The sequence below is a fragment of the Flavobacterium sp. LAR06 genome (genome assembly GCF_041946075.1).
Classification (GTDB): Bacteria; Bacteroidota; Bacteroidia; order Flavobacteriales; family Flavobacteriaceae; genus Flavobacterium.
Window position 1 is genome coordinate 1 of sequence record NZ_JAUTYT010000013.1, and the last position, 16,847, is coordinate 16,847.

Below are 16,847 nucleotides of genomic sequence, written 5' to 3' on the forward strand. Positions count from 1 at the left end.
GGGTCATCTCAAATTCTTAGATTGCAAATTTCTTATTTTATTTTGACATTTCCTCCCCAGGTTTTGTGCTTGATCCAATTTTATTACGTCTAATGGATTGATATTATTGGGAATGATGAAATTTTAATGTTAAATATCAATATTTAGTTTGGTGGTTCAATATATACTTATTACATTTATTCTATCGAATTAGTCAAGTTTAAATAAAGGAATTAATTTTAAATAAAATAAAATGAAAACAATAGTAAAAACAAATATGATGTGTTGTAGTATGATGCAAATGTGCATCCAACCTTGCTGTTGCCAAAAGTAAAAGATCTAATCTTTGTTATAGTTAAACTATAAGCCCTTTTGGTTGCCATCCGAAAGGGCTTTTTCATTTCAACATTTTAAATTTTAAATCATGAACACATTAGATATAAATACAATCGCATTTCAGTACTTATTAAGAACTAATTCTCAAAAAACTAATAAATCTGAAGAACTAACAAGTGAACCTATAAAGTATGATCCTGAACAATATGTAAAAGCTCAAAAATCATTACTCTTTCAAATGTATGATGTTGAAGAAGAAGATCTCTATGTTTAAACAATATCAAATTTCAATTTCAGCGAAACAATTTCAATAACAATATATAATAGTACTAACAATACCTAAAAATAAGAAATCATGAGCACACAAAAATTTGCCACAAACGCACTACACGCAGGACACGACGTAACAAAAAATGCAGGAACCAGAGCGGTGCCAATTTACCAGACATCTTCGTATGTTTTTAATAATGCTGATCATGCAGCCAATTTATTTGGTCTTGCTGAAGCCGGATTTATCTACACGAGATTAAATAACCCAACAAATGATATTTTAGAACAACGGCTTGCAGCACTTGAAGGAGGAATTGCAGCAGTTGTGACAGCTTCTGGAGCATCGGCAATTGCGACAACCTTTTTGACTTTGCTAAAAGCAGGTGATCATATCGTAGCATCAAATAGTTTATATGGAGGAACATATAATCTATTGAAAGTAACTTTGTCAAGATTAGGAATTACAACAACATTTGTAGATCCTTCAAAACCAGAAAATTTTACTAAAGCAGCAAAAGAAAATACCAGAGCTTTCTTCGTAGAGTCTTTAGGAAATCCAAAATTAGATGTACTGGATTTGAAAGCGATTTCAACGGAGGCCAAAAACTTCAAAGTGCCTTTTATTGTAGATAATACGGTGGCCACTTCTTATCTGCTAAAACCAATTGAGCACGGAGCTAACATTGTAATTCATTCTTTGACCAAATATATTGCAGGAAACGGAACTTCATTAGGAGGCGCCATTATCGATGCCGGAACTTTTGACTGGTCAAACGGAAAATTCCCTGAATTCACAGAACCATCTGCAGGATATCATGGATTAGTATACCACGAAGCTTTAGGAAATGCAGCTTTTATTGCAAAAGCACGAATTGAAGGATTGCGTGATTTTGGTTCGGCTTTGAGTCCGTTTAATGCTTTCCAGATCATTCAGGGATTAGAAACATTGCCAATCCGAATCAAAAAACACAGCGAAAATGCTTTGGCTCTGGCCGAATGGTTAGAGAAACAAGATGAGGTAGTTTGGGTGAATTATCCAGGCTTAAAATCAAATAAATATTATGATCTGGCGCAGAAATATTTGCCTGAAGGTCAAAGCGGAATCGTCACTTTTGGATTAAAAGGTGGTTTTGATGCGGCTAAAAAAGTAGTTGATGAAACTAAATTGTTTTCATTACTTGCTAATATTGGGGATACAAAATCATTAATTATTCATCCAGCAAGTACAACGCATCAGCAATTGTCTGATGAGGAACAACTAGAAACCGGAGTTTCAAAAGATTTGGTCCGACTTTCTGTGGGAATTGAAGATATCGAAGATTTGATTGCAGATTTACAAACCGTTTTTGCCAGCGTAACGCAATCAAAATACAGTATTAATAAAAATCAGAATTAGGTTTTTTTGTTTTTTGTTTGAAAAATTGCCTTTAGCAATGTGGTGTTGCTAGAGGTGATTTTTTATAAAAAGAAATTCAAGATAAATTTTCACCATATAAGTCATGTAAGTTCAATTTAGAAGGGACGCACAGCAGTGTGTCTAAAATCATAGAAGTTGTTAAATAAAATAAACTTAGATGACTTATATGGATTAAAATTAACCCCAATAAATAAAGTTATGTCAAAGCTTAAAATAAATATCATCCTATTTGGAATTGGGAATATAGGAAGCACTTTGATCAATCAGATTATAGAAAGTCAGGAATTTTTTCTTCAGAGTAAAAATATTGACTTTCATTTTCCGATTATCACCAATTCTACTGTTGCTTTTTTCGAGAAAGAAGGCGTTGGATATGCCTGGGAAACCAATTTTAGAGAATTGGCTGTTCCTTTTAAAGTAAAAGATATCGTTGAGTTTGCAAAAGAAAATGAATTCGAAAATCTGATTGCGGTTGATGCAACGGCCAGCGACGAATTGATTGGTCATTATAATACGTTGATTGAAAACGGATTTAATATTGTAGCGGTAAATAAAAAAGCCAATACATTACCAATTGACCTTTATAAGGAGATCCGTGAGAATCTTAAAAAGTATGATAAAGAATTTTTATATGAAACTTCAGTCGATACTGGTTTTCCGGTTTTGCAGACTTTGCGAGATTTGTATTATTCAGGAGAAAAAATAACAAAGATTCGTGGCGTTTTTTCTGATAATCTGAGCTATGTTTTTAATCGGTTTTCTGCAGAAGAAGCTTCTTTCTCCTCTATATTGAAAGATGCCAGTTTGTTAGGATTAATGCGTTCTACTTTTAAGGAAGATTTGTCAGGAAATGATACTGCCAGAAAATTGCTGATTTTGACAAGAGAAATTGGGAAAGATTTTGAATTATCAGATATAAAAATTAATTCTATTATTAAGGAAGAACATTTAGAGAAAAACGGAATCCTAAATAAAGAAGCAATTGACAGATCCTTTAAAATTGCAAAAATCACTCAGGCAGACAATCATGTATTAAGATATGTGGGCGAATTTGATGTGGAACGAAATTTATTAGAAGTTAAATTAGTTTCAGAACCTGTTTCCTCTGCCATTGGTCAATTAAAAGGTTCAGATTCAATTTTTGAAATTTATACACAATCTTATGCTAAAGTTCCAATTGTTATTCAGAGCGCGTCTCCATGTAAACAGGCAATTTCAAGAGGAATTATTACGGATATATTAAAAGTGTCAGAGAAAATTAAAAATAAAGAAGCAGTCTGGCTTTAAGAACTGGACACCTGAATAGTTTTTTAAAGTTCTTTGATAAACTGATTTGTGGAGATATTAAAAGAAAAAGTGTGTTTTTGTAAGTTTTTACTTTGTTTTTATGAAACAAAACTTTTGTAAGATGTTTTATATCGCTAAAATGCGTTTTTTTGTCGATTATTTGTCTTAATTTCCTTAAAATAATTTGTGTAATTAAAATAATATTTGCATATTTGTTAAACCCAAAAGCTACTAAATCAATGAACTTAAATGTCTATAAAATGTTTTGCGCCATTTCGGTTAATACCGTTGGGAAGTCTTTTGCTTAAATTGTAAGAAAACAACAATATTATATGCAAAGCCTCCCAATAATTTTAGGAGGCTTTTTAATTTTATATGAAAATGCAAGAATTTAAAATAACAAATAAATCACAGATGAATAAATCCCTACAGATGAACAAGATGTTCACTGTCGCATTTATTTGCGTATGCGTCTGTTGATTCCAAAAGAATATATGAGTTTGAAAAACTTAAACCCTTTTGGTACACTAATCCAAAAGGGTTTTTTTATTTCATCCGGCTGGTTAACACAATAGTAAACGAATAATAAAGATAATAATACGCAAACTAAACTAAACTTAAATATCATGAGCACATTAAACTACTTATCAAAGACATTTTCAACATTGAAAAACAGAAGTAAAAGGAACAATCCTCCGCCAAAAAATGAATTAATCGATCCAAGATTCGGAATAACCGAGACGGATAAAAAAACAGATAAAAAAGAACCGAACTCTTTATTGTTTTTGATGTATTCAAAAGAAAATGAAACGCTTTTTATCTAAATCGAAAAGTATCATAAAATAGGGGAATACCTGCTTAATTTTACTGGGCTTTTAGTTCGGTAAATTTTTGCGTATAATAGTTTTAGTTTGAATTATATTTATGAAATCGAGGAATCAGTTTCGATAAAATTTGTTTGTTTAAGAAAATAGTAGTTAATTTGCACCTTTAAGTTCAAAAACGTATTGAAATGTTATAAAGAAAGGACGAGGGATTAGACCCGATGAATCCTTAGCAACCCTTCGGTAAAGCGAAGAAGGTGCTGCATTCTACCACGCCCAAACGTGGAAAGATAACAACAAGAATTTTTCTAGTTTCACTCTAGACTTTTCTTTCTAATATTTCCAGATACAAATCAATAATACAATAGATTTGAAAATTGGAAAATATACCAAACCCCATTAACATACAAAATTTCACCACCGAAAATGGTGCACTATATCATTCGTTACCTTTAGGTTTTACCGTTGCCGGTTTGCCTCTGGATAGCGCGCCTATTGTTTTGGTTAATCATGCTTTAACAGGAAATGCTCAGGTTACCGGAGAAAATGGCTGGTGGAATGACTTAATTGGAGAAGGAAAAACAATTGATACCAACAGATATACTGTACTGGCATTTAATGTTCCGGGTAATGGAACAGATTCTTTTATAATTGAAAAGTACCAGGATTTTGCGACCAGAGATATCGCCCGAATTTTTCTTAAAGGACTTGAAATCTTAGATATAGATCAGGTTCATACGATTATTGGCGGTTCTGTTGGTGGAGGAGTTGCCTGGGAAATGCTAGCTTTAGAACCTAACATAACTCAGAATCTGATACCAATTGCAACCGACTGGAAATCGACCGACTGGATGATTGCTAATTGTTTTTTACAGGAACAAATCCTGAACAATTCATCAAAACCAATTGAAGATGCCAGGATTCATGCCATGTTGTGTTACCGATCTCCTGAATCATTCAAAGAAAAATTTCAACGGACGGTCAACGAAAACCTTTCCATTTTTAATATAGAAAGCTGGTTGGCACATCATGGAGATAAATTGCAAAAGAGATATCAATTAGCTTCATATAAATTGATGAATCAATTGCTTAAAACCATAGATATTACAAGAAATAGTGCCGATTTTGAGACTCTAATTTCTAAAACAAATGCAGCGATTCATATTATCGGAATCAATTCCGATTTGTTTTTTACTGCCAGAGAAAATAAAGAAACCTATGAAGAATTAAAAAAGTTCAAAGAAAATGTTTTTTACAGCGAAATAGATTCGGTACACGGACATGACGCTTTTTTAATAGAGTACAAACAATTAGATCATTTACTTGCCGATATTTTTAAGGCAGAAACAATAGCAAAATAAAATGAAAATATTAAAATTTGGAGGTAAATCATTATCAAACGGAGAAGGACTTAATAAAGTTGTTTCTATAATTTCAGATAAAGTAAATCAGGGCGAAAACATCGCTGTTGTAGTTTCGGCTCGCGGAGATGCCACAGATGAACTAGAATATATTTTAAAAATTGCCGCTAAAAACGGTAATTATAAAATCTTGTTAGAAAACTTTAAAGTCTATCAAATTTCAGATTATCCTGAGGTTGATTTGTCTGAGGAGTTCAATATTTTAGATAAACTGTTTGAAGGAGTAAGCTTAATTGGTGATTACAGCAACAAAATTAAAGATCAGATTTTATCTAAAGGTGAATTGCTTTCGGCTAAATTATTGACAGCCATTTTAAAAGAAAAAGGAATCCCTGCGAATTTTGTTGATTCTAGAGATTTGTTAAAAACCGATTCTAAGTTTGGAGATGCGCAGCCTTTAGAACAACTTTCTAAGAAAAATGTTATCAATTATTTCAAAGAACATAATGGATCAACAGTTAATATTGTGACTGGTTTTATTGGTTCAAACAACAATAATGATACTACAACTTTAGGAAGAAACGGTAGTAATTATACGGCTTCGTTAATTGCGAATTATTTAAATGCTGAAGAACTTCAAAACTTTACACACGTTGACGGAATTTATACAGCAAATCCTGATTTGGTTGCTGATGCTAAAAAAATCGAATTTCTTTCGTTTAACGAAGCGAATGAATTAGCGAATTTTGGCGCAACAATTCTTCATGCTAAGACTATTATTCCTTTATTGGAAAAAAATATTCCGCTTCGTATTTTAAATACATTCAATCACGAAAACCGTGGAACTTTAATTACTTCTGATTCGACCAAAGAAGGAATCAAAACACTTTCTGTTTTAGAAAATGTTTCTTTGGTGAATTTGGAAGGTCGCGGATTACTTGGTAAATCTGGTGTTGATGCCAGAATTTTTAAAGTAATGGGCGATAATAATATCAGTGTGAGTATTATTTCGCAAGGTTCTTCGGAAAGAGGAATTGGATTAGTTGTGGCTACTGAAAAAGCTACAACGGCTATGGTTGAATTGGAAAAAGAGTTTGAAAATGATTTTTATTCTAAAGATGTAAACCAGATTACAGTAACAGATAACGTATCAGTAATTTCGATTATTGGCCAGGATTTGAGTACTTTCCATAAACCGTATACTGCTTTAATTAAAAATAAAATTGTTCCGATTTTATTTAACAACACTGTTACGGGTAAAAACGTGAGTTTGGTGGTTAAAAAATCGGAATTAAATAAAGCTTTAAATGTAATTCACGGTGAGATTTTTGGAGTTTCTAAAAAAATCAACATTGCAATTATTGGTCACGGTTTAGTGGGTGGAACTTTAATCAATCAGATTTTAGAATCGGCTGCAGCTATCGAAAAAAGAAAAGATGTTAAACTAAACGTTTTTGCCATTGCCAATTCTAAAAAATTACTTTTAAATAAAAATGGCGTAACTTCAAACTGGAAAACCGAGATTGAAAAAGAAGGTCTTGCTTATACAATTCAGGACATTATCGCGTATGCAAACCAACATCATTTAGAGAATTTAATTGCTATTGATAATACAGCCAGTGCTTCTTTCGTAGAAAATTATATCCCGCTTGTAGAAGGTAGTTTTGATTTGATTTCTTCAAATAAGGTAGCCAATACATTAAGCTATGGTTTCTATAAAGAGCTTAGAAAAGCTTTGGCAGAAAACCAGAAGAATTATTTATATGAGACTAATGTTGGTGCAGGTTTGCCATTAATTGATACCATAAAATTATTACATCTTTCAGGTGAAAATATTACCAAAATTAAAGGAGTTTTCTCTGGAACGTTGAGTTATTTATTCAATAATTTCTCTGCAAAAGATGTTCCGTTTAGTGAAATTTTAAAGGAAGCAATTGATAACGGATATACAGAGCCAGACCCGCGCGAGGATTTATGCGGAAATGATGTGGGAAGAAAATTATTGATTTTAGCAAGAGAATTAGATCTGCAAAATGAATTTGAAGAAATTTCCATCCAGAATTTAATTCCGGAACATTTAAGAGAAGGAAATGTATCTGATTTCTTAACGAAACTAAAAGAATTCGATCCAATTTACGATAAAATAAAAGCAGATCAAAAGCCAAATCACGTATTAAGATATATTGGTGAATTGTCTGGAGATTTGCAAAATGATAAAGGAAATTTAGAAGTAAAATTAGTTTCAGTTCCTTCTGATACGGCGCTAGGCGGATTGAAAGGTTCAGATTCTTTCTTCGAAATTTATACAGAATCTTATGGAGATCGTCCAATTGTAATTCAGGGAGCCGGTGCAGGTTCTGCGGTTACAGCGAGAGGCGTTTTTGGAGATATTTTGAGATTGTCGGATAAAGGATAAGAATTTCTGATTTTAGATTATAGAGTTCAGATTTCTGAATTCAAAAAAACAAAAAAAAATAACACACAATGAAAGTAACCTTAAACAGAGTAAACGACGCGTTTCATTTCAAACTAAAAAATGAAAGAGGTCATGTAGTTGATGTTGATAGCAGAGCTGAATTTGGCGGAAGCGATTTAGGTGCAAGTCCAATGGAATTAGTATTGATGGGAGTTGCAGGATGCAGCGCTATTGATATGATTTCGATCTTGAAGAAACAACGCCAGGAAATAACTTCATTTAATGCTGAGGTTGAGGGGGAGCGTGTTCAAATTGACGAAGCAAAACCTTTTAAAGAAATCAATGTTGTTTTCTACTTAGAAGGTGACATCAATCCTGAAAAAGCACAACGTGCCGCACAACTTTCTTTCGAGAAATATTGCTCCGTTGCCAAAACAGTTGAACCAACTGCTACCATTAAATATAAAGTTGTCTTGAACAACGAAATACTATAAATTAAAAAATGAGTCAATTAGAGAATTAGATAATTTTTAGATTGGCTAAAAAGACTCACTTGTTTACGTTTCAAATAATTGTATTATACATCGTATAAACCTGAAACTTGAAACCTGAAACAAAAAAACAAAAAATAATGAACGAACAAGAATTTGGTTTTGAAACCCAGGCCATCCGTACACATTTAGAAAAAACACAATTTCAGGAACATTCCACTCCGTTGTACTTATCATCAAGTTTTGTATTTGAGGATGCAGAAGATATGAGAGCCTCTTTTACAGAAGAGAAAGTCCGTAATATTTACTCTCGTTTCAGTAATCCAAATACTACAGAATTTGTAGATAAAGTTTGTGCAATGGAAGGTGCCGAAGCGGGTTATGCTTTCGCAACCGGAATGGCTGCGATATATTCTGCGTTTGCAGGATTGTTAGAATCTGGTGACCACATTGTTTCTGCGGGAAGCGTCTTTGGATCTACGCACGCTTTATTCATGACCTATTTTCCAAAATGGAAAATCGAAACTTCTTATTTTGATATTAATCAGCCGGAAACTATTGAAAGTTTTATTAAGCCAAATACCAAAATTTTATATGCAGAAACACCAACAAATCCTGGTGTAGATGTGATTGATTTAGAATTATTGGGACAAATTGCAAAAAAACATAATCTGATTTTAATCATTGATAACTGTTTTGCTACGCCATACATTCAACAACCAATTAAATACGGTGCACATATCGTAATTCACTCAGCAACAAAATTAATAGACGGACAAGGTCGTGTATTAGGCGGAGTTGCAGTTGGAGATGCTGAATTGATTCGTAAAATATATTTGTTTTCTAGAAATACGGGACCGGCAATGTCACCTTTTAATGCGTGGGTTTTGTCAAAAAGTTTAGAAACTTTGGCTGTTCGTGTTGACAAACATTGTGAAAATGCTTTAAAAGTAGCTGAGTTTTTAGAAAGCCATCCGAATGTACAAAGTGTGAAATATCCGTTTTTGAAATCACATCCAAAATATGAAATCGCTAAAAAACAAATGCTTTTAGGTGGTAATATTATTGCGATTGAAATTAAAGGTGGTCTTGAAGCAGGTAGAAAATTTTTGGACAAGATTAAATTATGTTCGCTTTCTGCAAACATTGGAGACGTAAAAACAATTGTAACACATCCGGCCTCAACAACACACAGTAAATTGTCTGTTGAAGAAAAGCTTGCAGTTGGAATTACAGAAGGTTTAGTACGTGTCTCTGTAGGTTTAGAAACAGTAAAAGATGTTATTGCCGATTTAGATCAGGCACTTTCTTAAAAAAAAATTAGATTTATGATTTTAGATATTAGATTTTGAATCTGATATCTAAAATCATATTTTTATGGTATGGTTAAACCGAAAGTACTCATCCTATCAGATTTATTTGGAGGGCAACATCCGAAATGGATAAACTACTATACAAATACATTACGGTCTAAATTTGAGATTCAGTATTATGATGTTCTTGAATTAGCCAATATTGATGCTTCCAATCTTACGGAAGCAGATATTCACAAACAATTTCTCAATGGAGGAATTGATAAAGCAGTTGAAACTTTATTAAAATTAGAAACTGATAAAGTAACAGTTTTGGGATTTAGCATTGGAGGAACAATTGCCTGGAAAGCTTCTTTGCTAGGATTAGAAACAACACATTTATTTGCTGTTTCTTCAACCCGATTACGATATGAAGCAGAAGCTCCAAATTGTGAAATTAAAGCGTACTTTGGAGAAAATGACCCAAATAAACCAATTGATAAATGGTTCACTGACTTAAAAATAACGAATATTATTCTTCAGGGGCAAAATCACGATTTTTATAAGAAAGCAGAAAATGCTTTTTTAATCTCTGCAGAAGTTTAAAACCAAAAACGATTTTTTGACTGTAAATTTATTACTGTTAAAAAATCGTTTTTGGTTTTTATAATTGTTTCAGTAAAAAGTATATTTTTGTTTATAACGAAATCAAAAAGATATACTTAACCTTAAATCAACCTTTATCGCTTATGAGCAATTCTACTTACATTTTAGATGATACATTATTGGTGTCCAGCGGGACTCGTTTTTTGAATTACATTATTGATCTTGTCTCTTTTTTTGTTGTTTTGTTTGCAATTGGCATTGTATTAGGAATTTTGACCAATTTATTAGGAATGACTGCACTTGGTCTTTGGGTTGACAGTTTGGGCGACTTGGGATGGAATTTAGTAGCTATTACGGTGTCCATAATTTATTACACTGTCATGGAAGGATTGTTTGGACGATCTGTAGGTAAATTTATTACAGGTTCTGTTGTTGTAGATGAAAATGGAGAAAAACCAAGCTTTGGAACAATTTTTAAAAGAAGTTTATGTCGTTATATTCCTTTTGATGCTTTTACTTTTTTAGGAGGTTCAAGAGGATGGCATGATTCTATTTCTGACACCTATGTTGTTAGTAAAAAAGGATTGGATGAAAGTGTAAAATCTTTTCATGATTTTAACTTAATTGGTGTTCCTGAAACTGAATTAATTTAAACTATACTAATTTAGTAGAATATAGTTACTCATTATATTATTATTCTCGTTCAAAAAGTATATTTTTGTACTGGAAAATATGTTGATTTTTTAGATGTTGGTAAACAATCTAAAATCTAAACTCAACAATCTAAAATTATACACGTGCTTTCAAAGAAAACAAAATACGGAATTAAAGCTTTAACTTATTTAGCCAGACGCGAGAACAACGAACCGGTACAAATTGCTGAAATTGCCAAAAGCGAACATATTTCGATTAAATTTCTGGAGAGTATTTTATTACTGCTTCGTAACTCTGGTTTTCTTGGAGCAAAAAAAGGAAAAGGCGGTGGATATTATCTGATCAAAGATCCAAAAGATATAAGTATGGCCAAAGTGTACCGAATTCTGGAAGGACCAATTGCGCTTTTACCTTGCGCCAGTCATAATTTTTATGAAAAATGCGATGATTGCGATGATGAATCAACTTGTGCTGCCAGACGTTTAATGACTGAAGTTAGAGATAATACACTTAAAATTCTTGAAAGTAATTCATTGGCAGATATTGCTTTTTAAAGGGTTCTGTTCAGAATAAAACAAAATAAAAAGACCTTTTCAGATTAATGAAAAGGTCTTTTTTTATGTTTTGAAAGATTCTTTCTTTTAAAAAACTAATTTATATCCGGCCAAAAATAACATTACTGCGATCGCATTTCTAAGAAATAAATCGGGAACTTTTCCGCTTAACATACTTCCAATAAAAATCCCAGGAAGTGATCCCATTAATAATTGCCCTAATAATCCCAAATCTAAATTTCCCATAGAGGCATGTCCAATTCCCGCAACAAGTGTTAATGGAACCGCATGAGCAATCTCTGTTCCAACCAAACGAGGTGTTGGTAAAAGCGGATAAAGGAAAAATAAAGTAACAGTTCCTAAGGCTCCCGCTCCAATAGAAGTAAGTGTTACTGTTGCACCCAATAATACGCCAATCCCGATAGTCAGCATATTTTGAGTATGGCTTTCACTATGAAATTTATCTCCCGCATGTTTTTGAGAAAAAACTAAAAGTTTCTTTTTAAACAAAATAGCAACTGAGGTAAAAAGAAGCGCCCAGCCTAAACTGTATTTGATTACGGCATTAATTGTACTAATGTCTGTCTTGATGCTATTTAAAATCCATAAAGTAAGTAAAGCAGCAGGAACGCTGCCTAAGGTCAACCAGCCTGTTATTTGCCAATTGATATTGCTTTTTTTATGATGTACAAATACGCCTCCCATTTTGGTAAATGCGGCATACAATAAATCAGTACCAACGGCTGTTGTTGGGGGAATTCCAAAATACAATAAAATAGGAGTCATTAATGAACCGCCGCCAACACCTGTCAACCCCACGACAAAACCAACGAGTAAACCCGCTATAACAAGACCGATTTGAAAATCCATAATAAAAATTTGCCGTAAAAATAACAACAATTTTATAATTATCCTATGGAAATGGTAGACTTTAAAAGGTGTATTTTATAAAACAAATATTCCAAGTGTATTTATTGTTTGAATACATTGAAATAGCGTATTATTTGTTAAAATAATCGGCTCCGGCTATAAATATCTCGCTAAGGTGTAATTAAAGGATTCTTAGAGGGTTAAAAAAATAAAAATATTGTTTTGATATTTAGAAATAAGTAGTATTTTTGCAAAGTAATCTACTAACCCGATAGGGTAATGGATTTTTGAAAAGAATAGTAGAAATATGGAAAAAGAACTGAAGTTAAATAGTGTTGAGGTTAAGTCTGATACGTCATTAAAAGAAAAATTATGGGTTATTATACCTGTAGTTTTGTTGGTAGGTTTACTGACTGTGTTGGTTTATAATCATCATGCTGAATTTTCATGGAATGGTTTTGTTTCGGGATTTAATCAGGAGTTTTTAGTTTTTTTCTTTATTGGTGTATTTGCTCAGTTGGTAGATGGAACGTTAGGAATGGGTTACGGAGCAACTTCAACTTCTTTTTTATTGGCTTATGGAGTTCCACCGGTAGTTAGCAGTACAGGAGTTCACGTTGCCGAAATGTTTACAACAGGAGTATCGGCAATTTCGCATCACCGTTTCGGGAATATCAATAAGAAACTGGTAAAGCATTTATTGATTCCGGGAGTTTTAGGATCCATTACAGGAGCTTATTTATTGTCTGATGTAATTAATGGAGATGTTATAAAGCCATTTATTGCAGTTTATATGATCATTTTAGCGATCATCATTATAAGAAAAGCATTAGCAAAAAGTATTATAAAAAAGAAAACGAAGAAATTAGGTTTTCTTGCCACTTTTGGAGGTTTTATGGATGCCGTTGGTGGCGGAGGCTGGGGACCAATAGTAACTTCTACATTGTTAGGAAGAGGGAGAAATCCTCGTTACACGATTGGATCAGTAAATGCAGCTGAATTTGCAGTATCATTTGCAAGCGGAATTACTTTCATGCTTTTTGGAGGAATCCATGGTTGGCAGGTTATTATTGGTTTGATTTTAGGAGGCGTAATTGCAGCGCCATTAGGAGCTTATTTGGTAAATAAAATCAAAAGAAAACCAATGATGATTGCAGTTGGAGTTTTAATAATATTATTGAGTTTGAAAACATTATCTAAATTATTGTAAGCAGTTTTTTAGAAAGGAAAAAAGAATATGAGCGCGACAGTTATACAAACATTATTAGATAAAACGAAAGATTTTTCGCTTGATGAAACTTTAGTTTTTTTAGCTAAAGAATATCCGGGGAAAGTAATTTTTTCGACTTCTTTTGGTCAGGAAGATCAGGTAATCACAGATTTCATTGCAAAAAGTAATACTGATATTACCATTTTCACCTTGGATACCGGAAGACTATTTCAGGAAACGTATGATGTTTTTCATAAGACATTAAAAAAGTATAAAAGACCAATTGAGGTTTATTTTCCGGAAGCAACAGCAGTGGAAAATTTATTAAAACAAAAAGGTCCGAATAGTTTTTATGATTCGGTTGAGAATAGAAAAGAATGTTGTTTCATCCGAAAAGTGGTTCCCTTAAGAAAAGCTTTAGCAGGAAATTCAGTTTGGATCACAGGTTTAAGAGCGGAGCAATCTGAGAACAGACAAGATCTGAATTTATTTGAATACGACGGAGGTTTTGAAATCATCAAATTCAATCCATTATTAAAATGGTCTTTAGAGGAAGTTGAAACTTATTTGTCAGAAAACAATGTTCCTCAAAATGCATTGCATAAACAAGGTTTCGTAAGTATTGGATGCGCGCCATGTACAAGAGCAATTTTTCCGGGAGAAGATATCAGAGCCGGAAGATGGTGGTGGGAATCAAGCCACAAAGAATGCGGTTTGCACAGCGCTAAGAAAGAATAAAGAGAATAGAGCAAAGAAGATAGAATCAAGAGAATAGAATAAAACAATAGTTGAAAATTTCAGGGTACACCACAAAACTTGCAACCTGAAATTTGAAACTTGAAACAAAAAAACACAATGAGTTCAGTATTAAAAACAAACGCTTTAGAGAGTGAAGCAATATACATTTTCAGAGAAGTAATTTCACAGTTTGATAAACCGGTTTTACTTTTCTCTGGAGGAAAAGATTCTATAACATTAGTGCGTTTGGCACAAAAAGCCTTTTTCCCTGCAAAGATTCCGTTTCCTCTTTTGCACGTTGATACGGGACATAATTTTCCTGAAACAATTGCTTTCAGAGATAAATTGGTTGAAGAATTAGGTTTAGAGTTGATCGTTCGTAATGTTCAGGATGCTATTGATGAAGGAAAAGTGGTTGAAGAAACGGGTAAATATTCTAGTAGAAACAGCTTGCAGACGATCACACTTTTAGATGCAATTGAAGAATTTAAGTTTGATGCTTGTATTGGTGGAGCGCGTCGTGATGAAGAAAAAGCAAGAGCTAAAGAACGTATTTTTTCTGTTCGTGATGATTTCGGTCAATGGGATGAAAAAAATCAACGTCCGGAATTGTTTGATATTTTGAATGGAAAAATAGAAAATGGCCAAAACGTTCGTGTTTTCCCAATTTCAAACTGGACAGAATTAGATGTTTGGAGTTATATCGAAAAAGAACACATCGAGATTCCATCCATCTATTTTTCACATAAAAGAAAAGTTTTTTTGAGAGACGGTTTAATCTGGTCGCATTCTCCTTTTGTGTATCAGGAAGAAGACGAACAAATCGAAGAACGAATTGTTCGCTTCAGAACCGTTGGAGATATGAGTTGTACAGCTGCTGTTGAATCGTTTGCAGCAACAATTCAGGAAGTTGTTGGAGAAATCAGAACTTCAACTATTTCTGAAAGAGGAGCCAGAATAGATGATAAACGTTCTGAAGCTGCAATGGAAAAAAGAAAACAACAAGGATACTTTTAATTAATTGTGAATTATTAATGCAATTCGGAACGTAATTAAAGTCAAAATCAGAAAAACAAAAACATACAGATTTAAATTTTAGTTCAAAGGGAAGAAACCTGAAACTTGAAACAAAAATTTAAACTTGAAACAAAACATAAGAATGGAAGTTTTAAAAATAGCAACAGCAGGAAGTGTAGATGACGGAAAAAGTACTTTGATCGGAAGATTATTGTACGATACAAAATCATTGACTACAGATAAAATTGAAGCAATCGAAAAAAGCAGTAAACAAAAAGGTTATGATTATCTTGATTTTTCTTTGGCAACTGACGGATTAGTAGCAGAAAGAGAGCAAGGAATTACAATTGACGTTGCACATATTTATTTTTCGACTGCAAAGAAAAGTTACATTATCGCCGATACTCCGGGGCACGTAGAATATACCAGAAACATGGTAACAGGAGCTTCTACTTCTCAGGTTTCTATCATTTTGATTGATGCGAGAAAAGGAGTTATCGAGCAAACATACCGTCACTTTTTTATCAATAATTTATTGAGAGTAAAAGAGGTAATTGTTGCGATTAATAAAATGGATTTAGTTGATTATTCAGAAGAAGTTTACAATAAAATCAAAGCTGATTTCCAGGCATTGAATGCTAAAAGTACTTTCAAAGAGCAAAACGTAAGTTACATTCCGTTAAGCGCGATCAACGGTGGAAACGTAGTTGATCAATCTAAAGATATGCCTTGGTACACTGGTCAAACTGTATTGGAACATTTAGAAGGATTGCATTCTTCAGATGTATTTGAAGCAGGAAAAGCACGTTTCCCGGTTCAGACCGTTATTCGTCCAAAGACAGAAGAATACCACGATTTTAGAGGTTACGCTGGGAAATTATACGGAAACTCAATTAAAGTAGGAGATGCGGTAACGGTTCTTCCTTCTTTAACCGAATCAAAAGTGACTAAAATTCACTTTTTCGATAAAACATTTGATGAAGCCGTTGCAGGTTCGTCTATCACAATCGAATTAGAAAATGATATCAATGTGACAAGAGGCGATATGATTGTAAAGTCATCAGAACTTCCAAAAATTGAGAAAGAAATTACGACAACTGTTTGTTGGATGGACAGTAAAAAACTGGTTGCAGGAACAAAATACCTGATCCAGCACAATACCAATAGAGTTTTAGCTAAAGTAGAAAGTATTAAAAATACAATCTCAACAGATTATTCAGGAACCAAAGAAGCATCTCAATTAGCGATTAACGAAATAGGAGAGGTAAGTATCAAATTAAGCAAGCCTTTATATTTTGATGCCTATAACGATAATAAATCAAACGGAGCGTTCATCTTAATTGATACAGCAACGAACACAACAGCAGGAGTAGGATTCATTAGGTAGTTTTACTGCTGTAAGCAATAAGCTTTAGGCTGTAAGCTTTTAGCAAAAAACGTATAAAAAGGCATGCAAGAAAGCTTATAGCCTATTGTCTATTGCCTTAAGCAAGAAAAACACAAAGTTTAAAAAGCCTAGAGCGAA

16 protein-coding genes and 1 riboswitch are annotated in these 16,847 nt (G+C 33.1%); of the genes, 15 read left to right on the forward strand and 1 reads right to left on the reverse strand.

All coding sequences use genetic code 11. The annotated features are described in order from the left end of the window. The first annotated feature begins 403 nt into the window (after positions 1 to 403). The 11 genes from Q7C23_RS17925 (at position 404) to Q7C23_RS17975 (ending at position 11,487) form a co-directional block, all read left to right on the forward strand. A complete protein-coding gene (locus tag Q7C23_RS17925) occupies positions 404 to 589 on the forward strand; it encodes a hypothetical protein (protein ID WP_375033791.1) in 186 nt (61 codons plus the stop codon). A gap of 81 nt (positions 590 to 670) precedes the next feature. Next, positions 671 to 1,981, forward strand: a complete 1,311-nt coding sequence (locus Q7C23_RS17930; protein WP_375033792.1) for an O-acetylhomoserine aminocarboxypropyltransferase/cysteine synthase family protein — start codon at positions 671 to 673, stop codon at positions 1,979 to 1,981. A gap of 219 nt (positions 1,982 to 2,200) precedes the next feature. Beyond that, complete coding sequence (locus Q7C23_RS17935) at positions 2,201 to 3,289, forward strand: aspartate kinase (protein ID WP_375033793.1); 1,089 nt, start codon at positions 2,201 to 2,203, stop codon at positions 3,287 to 3,289. Between the two features lie 626 nt (positions 3,290 to 3,915). Beyond that, entirely contained in the window at positions 3,916 to 4,113 is a 198-nt protein-coding gene (locus Q7C23_RS17940; protein ID WP_072970406.1) for a hypothetical protein, read from the forward strand. A gap of 188 nt (positions 4,114 to 4,301) precedes the next feature. After that, positions 4,302 to 4,410: riboswitch (SAM riboswitch) on the forward strand. 80 nt (positions 4,411 to 4,490) lie between these two features. Next, positions 4,491 to 5,474, forward strand: coding sequence for an alpha/beta fold hydrolase (locus Q7C23_RS17945; RefSeq protein ID WP_375033794.1), 984 nt, complete (start codon positions 4,491 to 4,493; stop codon positions 5,472 to 5,474). A 1-nt stretch (position 5,475) separates the two neighbouring features. After that, positions 5,476 to 7,890, forward strand: a complete 2,415-nt coding sequence (gene thrA / locus Q7C23_RS17950; RefSeq protein ID WP_375033795.1) for a bifunctional aspartate kinase/homoserine dehydrogenase I — start codon at positions 5,476 to 5,478, stop codon at positions 7,888 to 7,890. A gap of 68 nt (positions 7,891 to 7,958) precedes the next feature. After that, positions 7,959 to 8,384 (forward strand): OsmC family protein, encoded by a 426-nt coding sequence (locus tag Q7C23_RS17955; RefSeq protein WP_375033796.1) that lies wholly within the window; start codon positions 7,959 to 7,961, stop codon positions 8,382 to 8,384. Positions 8,385 to 8,521: 137 nt separating this feature from the next. Next, positions 8,522 to 9,694 (forward strand): trans-sulfuration enzyme family protein, encoded by a 1,173-nt coding sequence (locus Q7C23_RS17960; protein ID WP_375033797.1) that lies wholly within the window; start codon positions 8,522 to 8,524, stop codon positions 9,692 to 9,694. Between the two features lie 69 nt (positions 9,695 to 9,763). Continuing rightward, positions 9,764 to 10,279, forward strand: coding sequence for an alpha/beta hydrolase (locus Q7C23_RS17965; protein WP_375033798.1), 516 nt, complete (start codon positions 9,764 to 9,766; stop codon positions 10,277 to 10,279). A gap of 143 nt (positions 10,280 to 10,422) precedes the next feature. Beyond that, positions 10,423 to 10,932 carry an RDD family protein gene (locus Q7C23_RS17970; protein ID WP_375033799.1) on the forward strand — a complete coding sequence of 170 codons (510 nt, stop codon included), beginning with the start codon at positions 10,423 to 10,425 and terminating at the stop codon, positions 10,930 to 10,932. 144 nt (positions 10,933 to 11,076) lie between these two features. Continuing rightward, positions 11,077 to 11,487 (forward strand): Rrf2 family transcriptional regulator, encoded by a 411-nt coding sequence (locus Q7C23_RS17975; RefSeq protein WP_012023576.1) that lies wholly within the window; start codon positions 11,077 to 11,079, stop codon positions 11,485 to 11,487. Between the two features lie 87 nt (positions 11,488 to 11,574). Here Q7C23_RS17975 and Q7C23_RS17980 read toward each other — a convergent pair whose 3' ends face one another. Next, complete coding sequence (locus tag Q7C23_RS17980; RefSeq protein ID WP_375033800.1) at positions 11,575 to 12,357, reverse strand: sulfite exporter TauE/SafE family protein; 783 nt, start codon at positions 12,355 to 12,357, stop codon at positions 11,575 to 11,577. 307 nt (positions 12,358 to 12,664) lie between these two features. Between Q7C23_RS17980 and Q7C23_RS17985 the strand changes: the two genes are divergently transcribed. The 4 genes from Q7C23_RS17985 (at position 12,665) to Q7C23_RS18000 (ending at position 16,709) form a co-directional block, all read left to right on the forward strand. Then, positions 12,665 to 13,567 (forward strand): sulfite exporter TauE/SafE family protein, encoded by a 903-nt coding sequence (locus Q7C23_RS17985; protein ID WP_375033801.1) that lies wholly within the window; start codon positions 12,665 to 12,667, stop codon positions 13,565 to 13,567. A 27-nt stretch (positions 13,568 to 13,594) separates the two neighbouring features. Further along, positions 13,595 to 14,305: a phosphoadenylyl-sulfate reductase gene (locus tag Q7C23_RS17990; RefSeq protein ID WP_375033802.1), complete on the forward strand. Its 711-nt coding sequence runs from the start codon at positions 13,595 to 13,597 to the stop codon at positions 14,303 to 14,305. 117 nt (positions 14,306 to 14,422) lie between these two features. Continuing rightward, entirely contained in the window at positions 14,423 to 15,322 is a 900-nt protein-coding gene (cysD, locus tag Q7C23_RS17995) for a sulfate adenylyltransferase subunit CysD (protein WP_375033803.1), read from the forward strand. A 142-nt stretch (positions 15,323 to 15,464) separates the two neighbouring features. Further along, on the forward strand, positions 15,465 to 16,709 hold the full coding sequence (locus Q7C23_RS18000; protein WP_375033916.1) for a sulfate adenylyltransferase subunit 1: 1,245 nt from the start codon (positions 15,465 to 15,467) through the stop codon (positions 16,707 to 16,709). Positions 16,710 to 16,847 lie beyond the last annotated feature (138 nt).

Excerpts from the sequence above, each read along its gene's own strand:
- Q7C23_RS17925 (WP_375033791.1), top strand. The coding sequence starts at position 404 with ATGAACACATTAGATATAAATACAATCGCATTTCAGTACTTATTAAGA.
- Q7C23_RS17980 (WP_375033800.1), bottom strand. The coding sequence starts at position 12,357 with ATGGATTTTCAAATCGGTCTTGTTATAGCGGGTTTACTCGTTGGTTTT.
- Q7C23_RS17985 (WP_375033801.1), top strand. The coding sequence starts at position 12,665 with ATGGAAAAAGAACTGAAGTTAAATAGTGTTGAGGTTAAGTCTGATACG.
- Q7C23_RS17940 (WP_072970406.1), top strand. The coding sequence starts at position 3,916 with ATGAGCACATTAAACTACTTATCAAAGACATTTTCAACATTGAAAAAC.
- Q7C23_RS18000 (WP_375033916.1), top strand. The coding sequence starts at position 15,465 with ATGGAAGTTTTAAAAATAGCAACAGCAGGAAGTGTAGATGACGGAAAA.
- Q7C23_RS17930 (WP_375033792.1), top strand. The coding sequence starts at position 671 with ATGAGCACACAAAAATTTGCCACAAACGCACTACACGCAGGACACGAC.
- Q7C23_RS17960 (WP_375033797.1), top strand. The coding sequence starts at position 8,522 with ATGAACGAACAAGAATTTGGTTTTGAAACCCAGGCCATCCGTACACAT.
- Q7C23_RS17955 (WP_375033796.1), top strand. The coding sequence starts at position 7,959 with ATGAAAGTAACCTTAAACAGAGTAAACGACGCGTTTCATTTCAAACTA.
- Q7C23_RS17935 (WP_375033793.1), top strand. The coding sequence starts at position 2,201 with ATGTCAAAGCTTAAAATAAATATCATCCTATTTGGAATTGGGAATATA.
- thrA (WP_375033795.1), top strand. The coding sequence starts at position 5,476 with ATGAAAATATTAAAATTTGGAGGTAAATCATTATCAAACGGAGAAGGA.
- Q7C23_RS17990 (WP_375033802.1), top strand. The coding sequence starts at position 13,595 with ATGAGCGCGACAGTTATACAAACATTATTAGATAAAACGAAAGATTTT.
- Q7C23_RS17970 (WP_375033799.1), top strand. The coding sequence starts at position 10,423 with ATGAGCAATTCTACTTACATTTTAGATGATACATTATTGGTGTCCAGC.
- cysD (WP_375033803.1), top strand. The coding sequence starts at position 14,423 with ATGAGTTCAGTATTAAAAACAAACGCTTTAGAGAGTGAAGCAATATAC.
- Q7C23_RS17965 (WP_375033798.1), top strand. The coding sequence starts at position 9,764 with ATGGTTAAACCGAAAGTACTCATCCTATCAGATTTATTTGGAGGGCAA.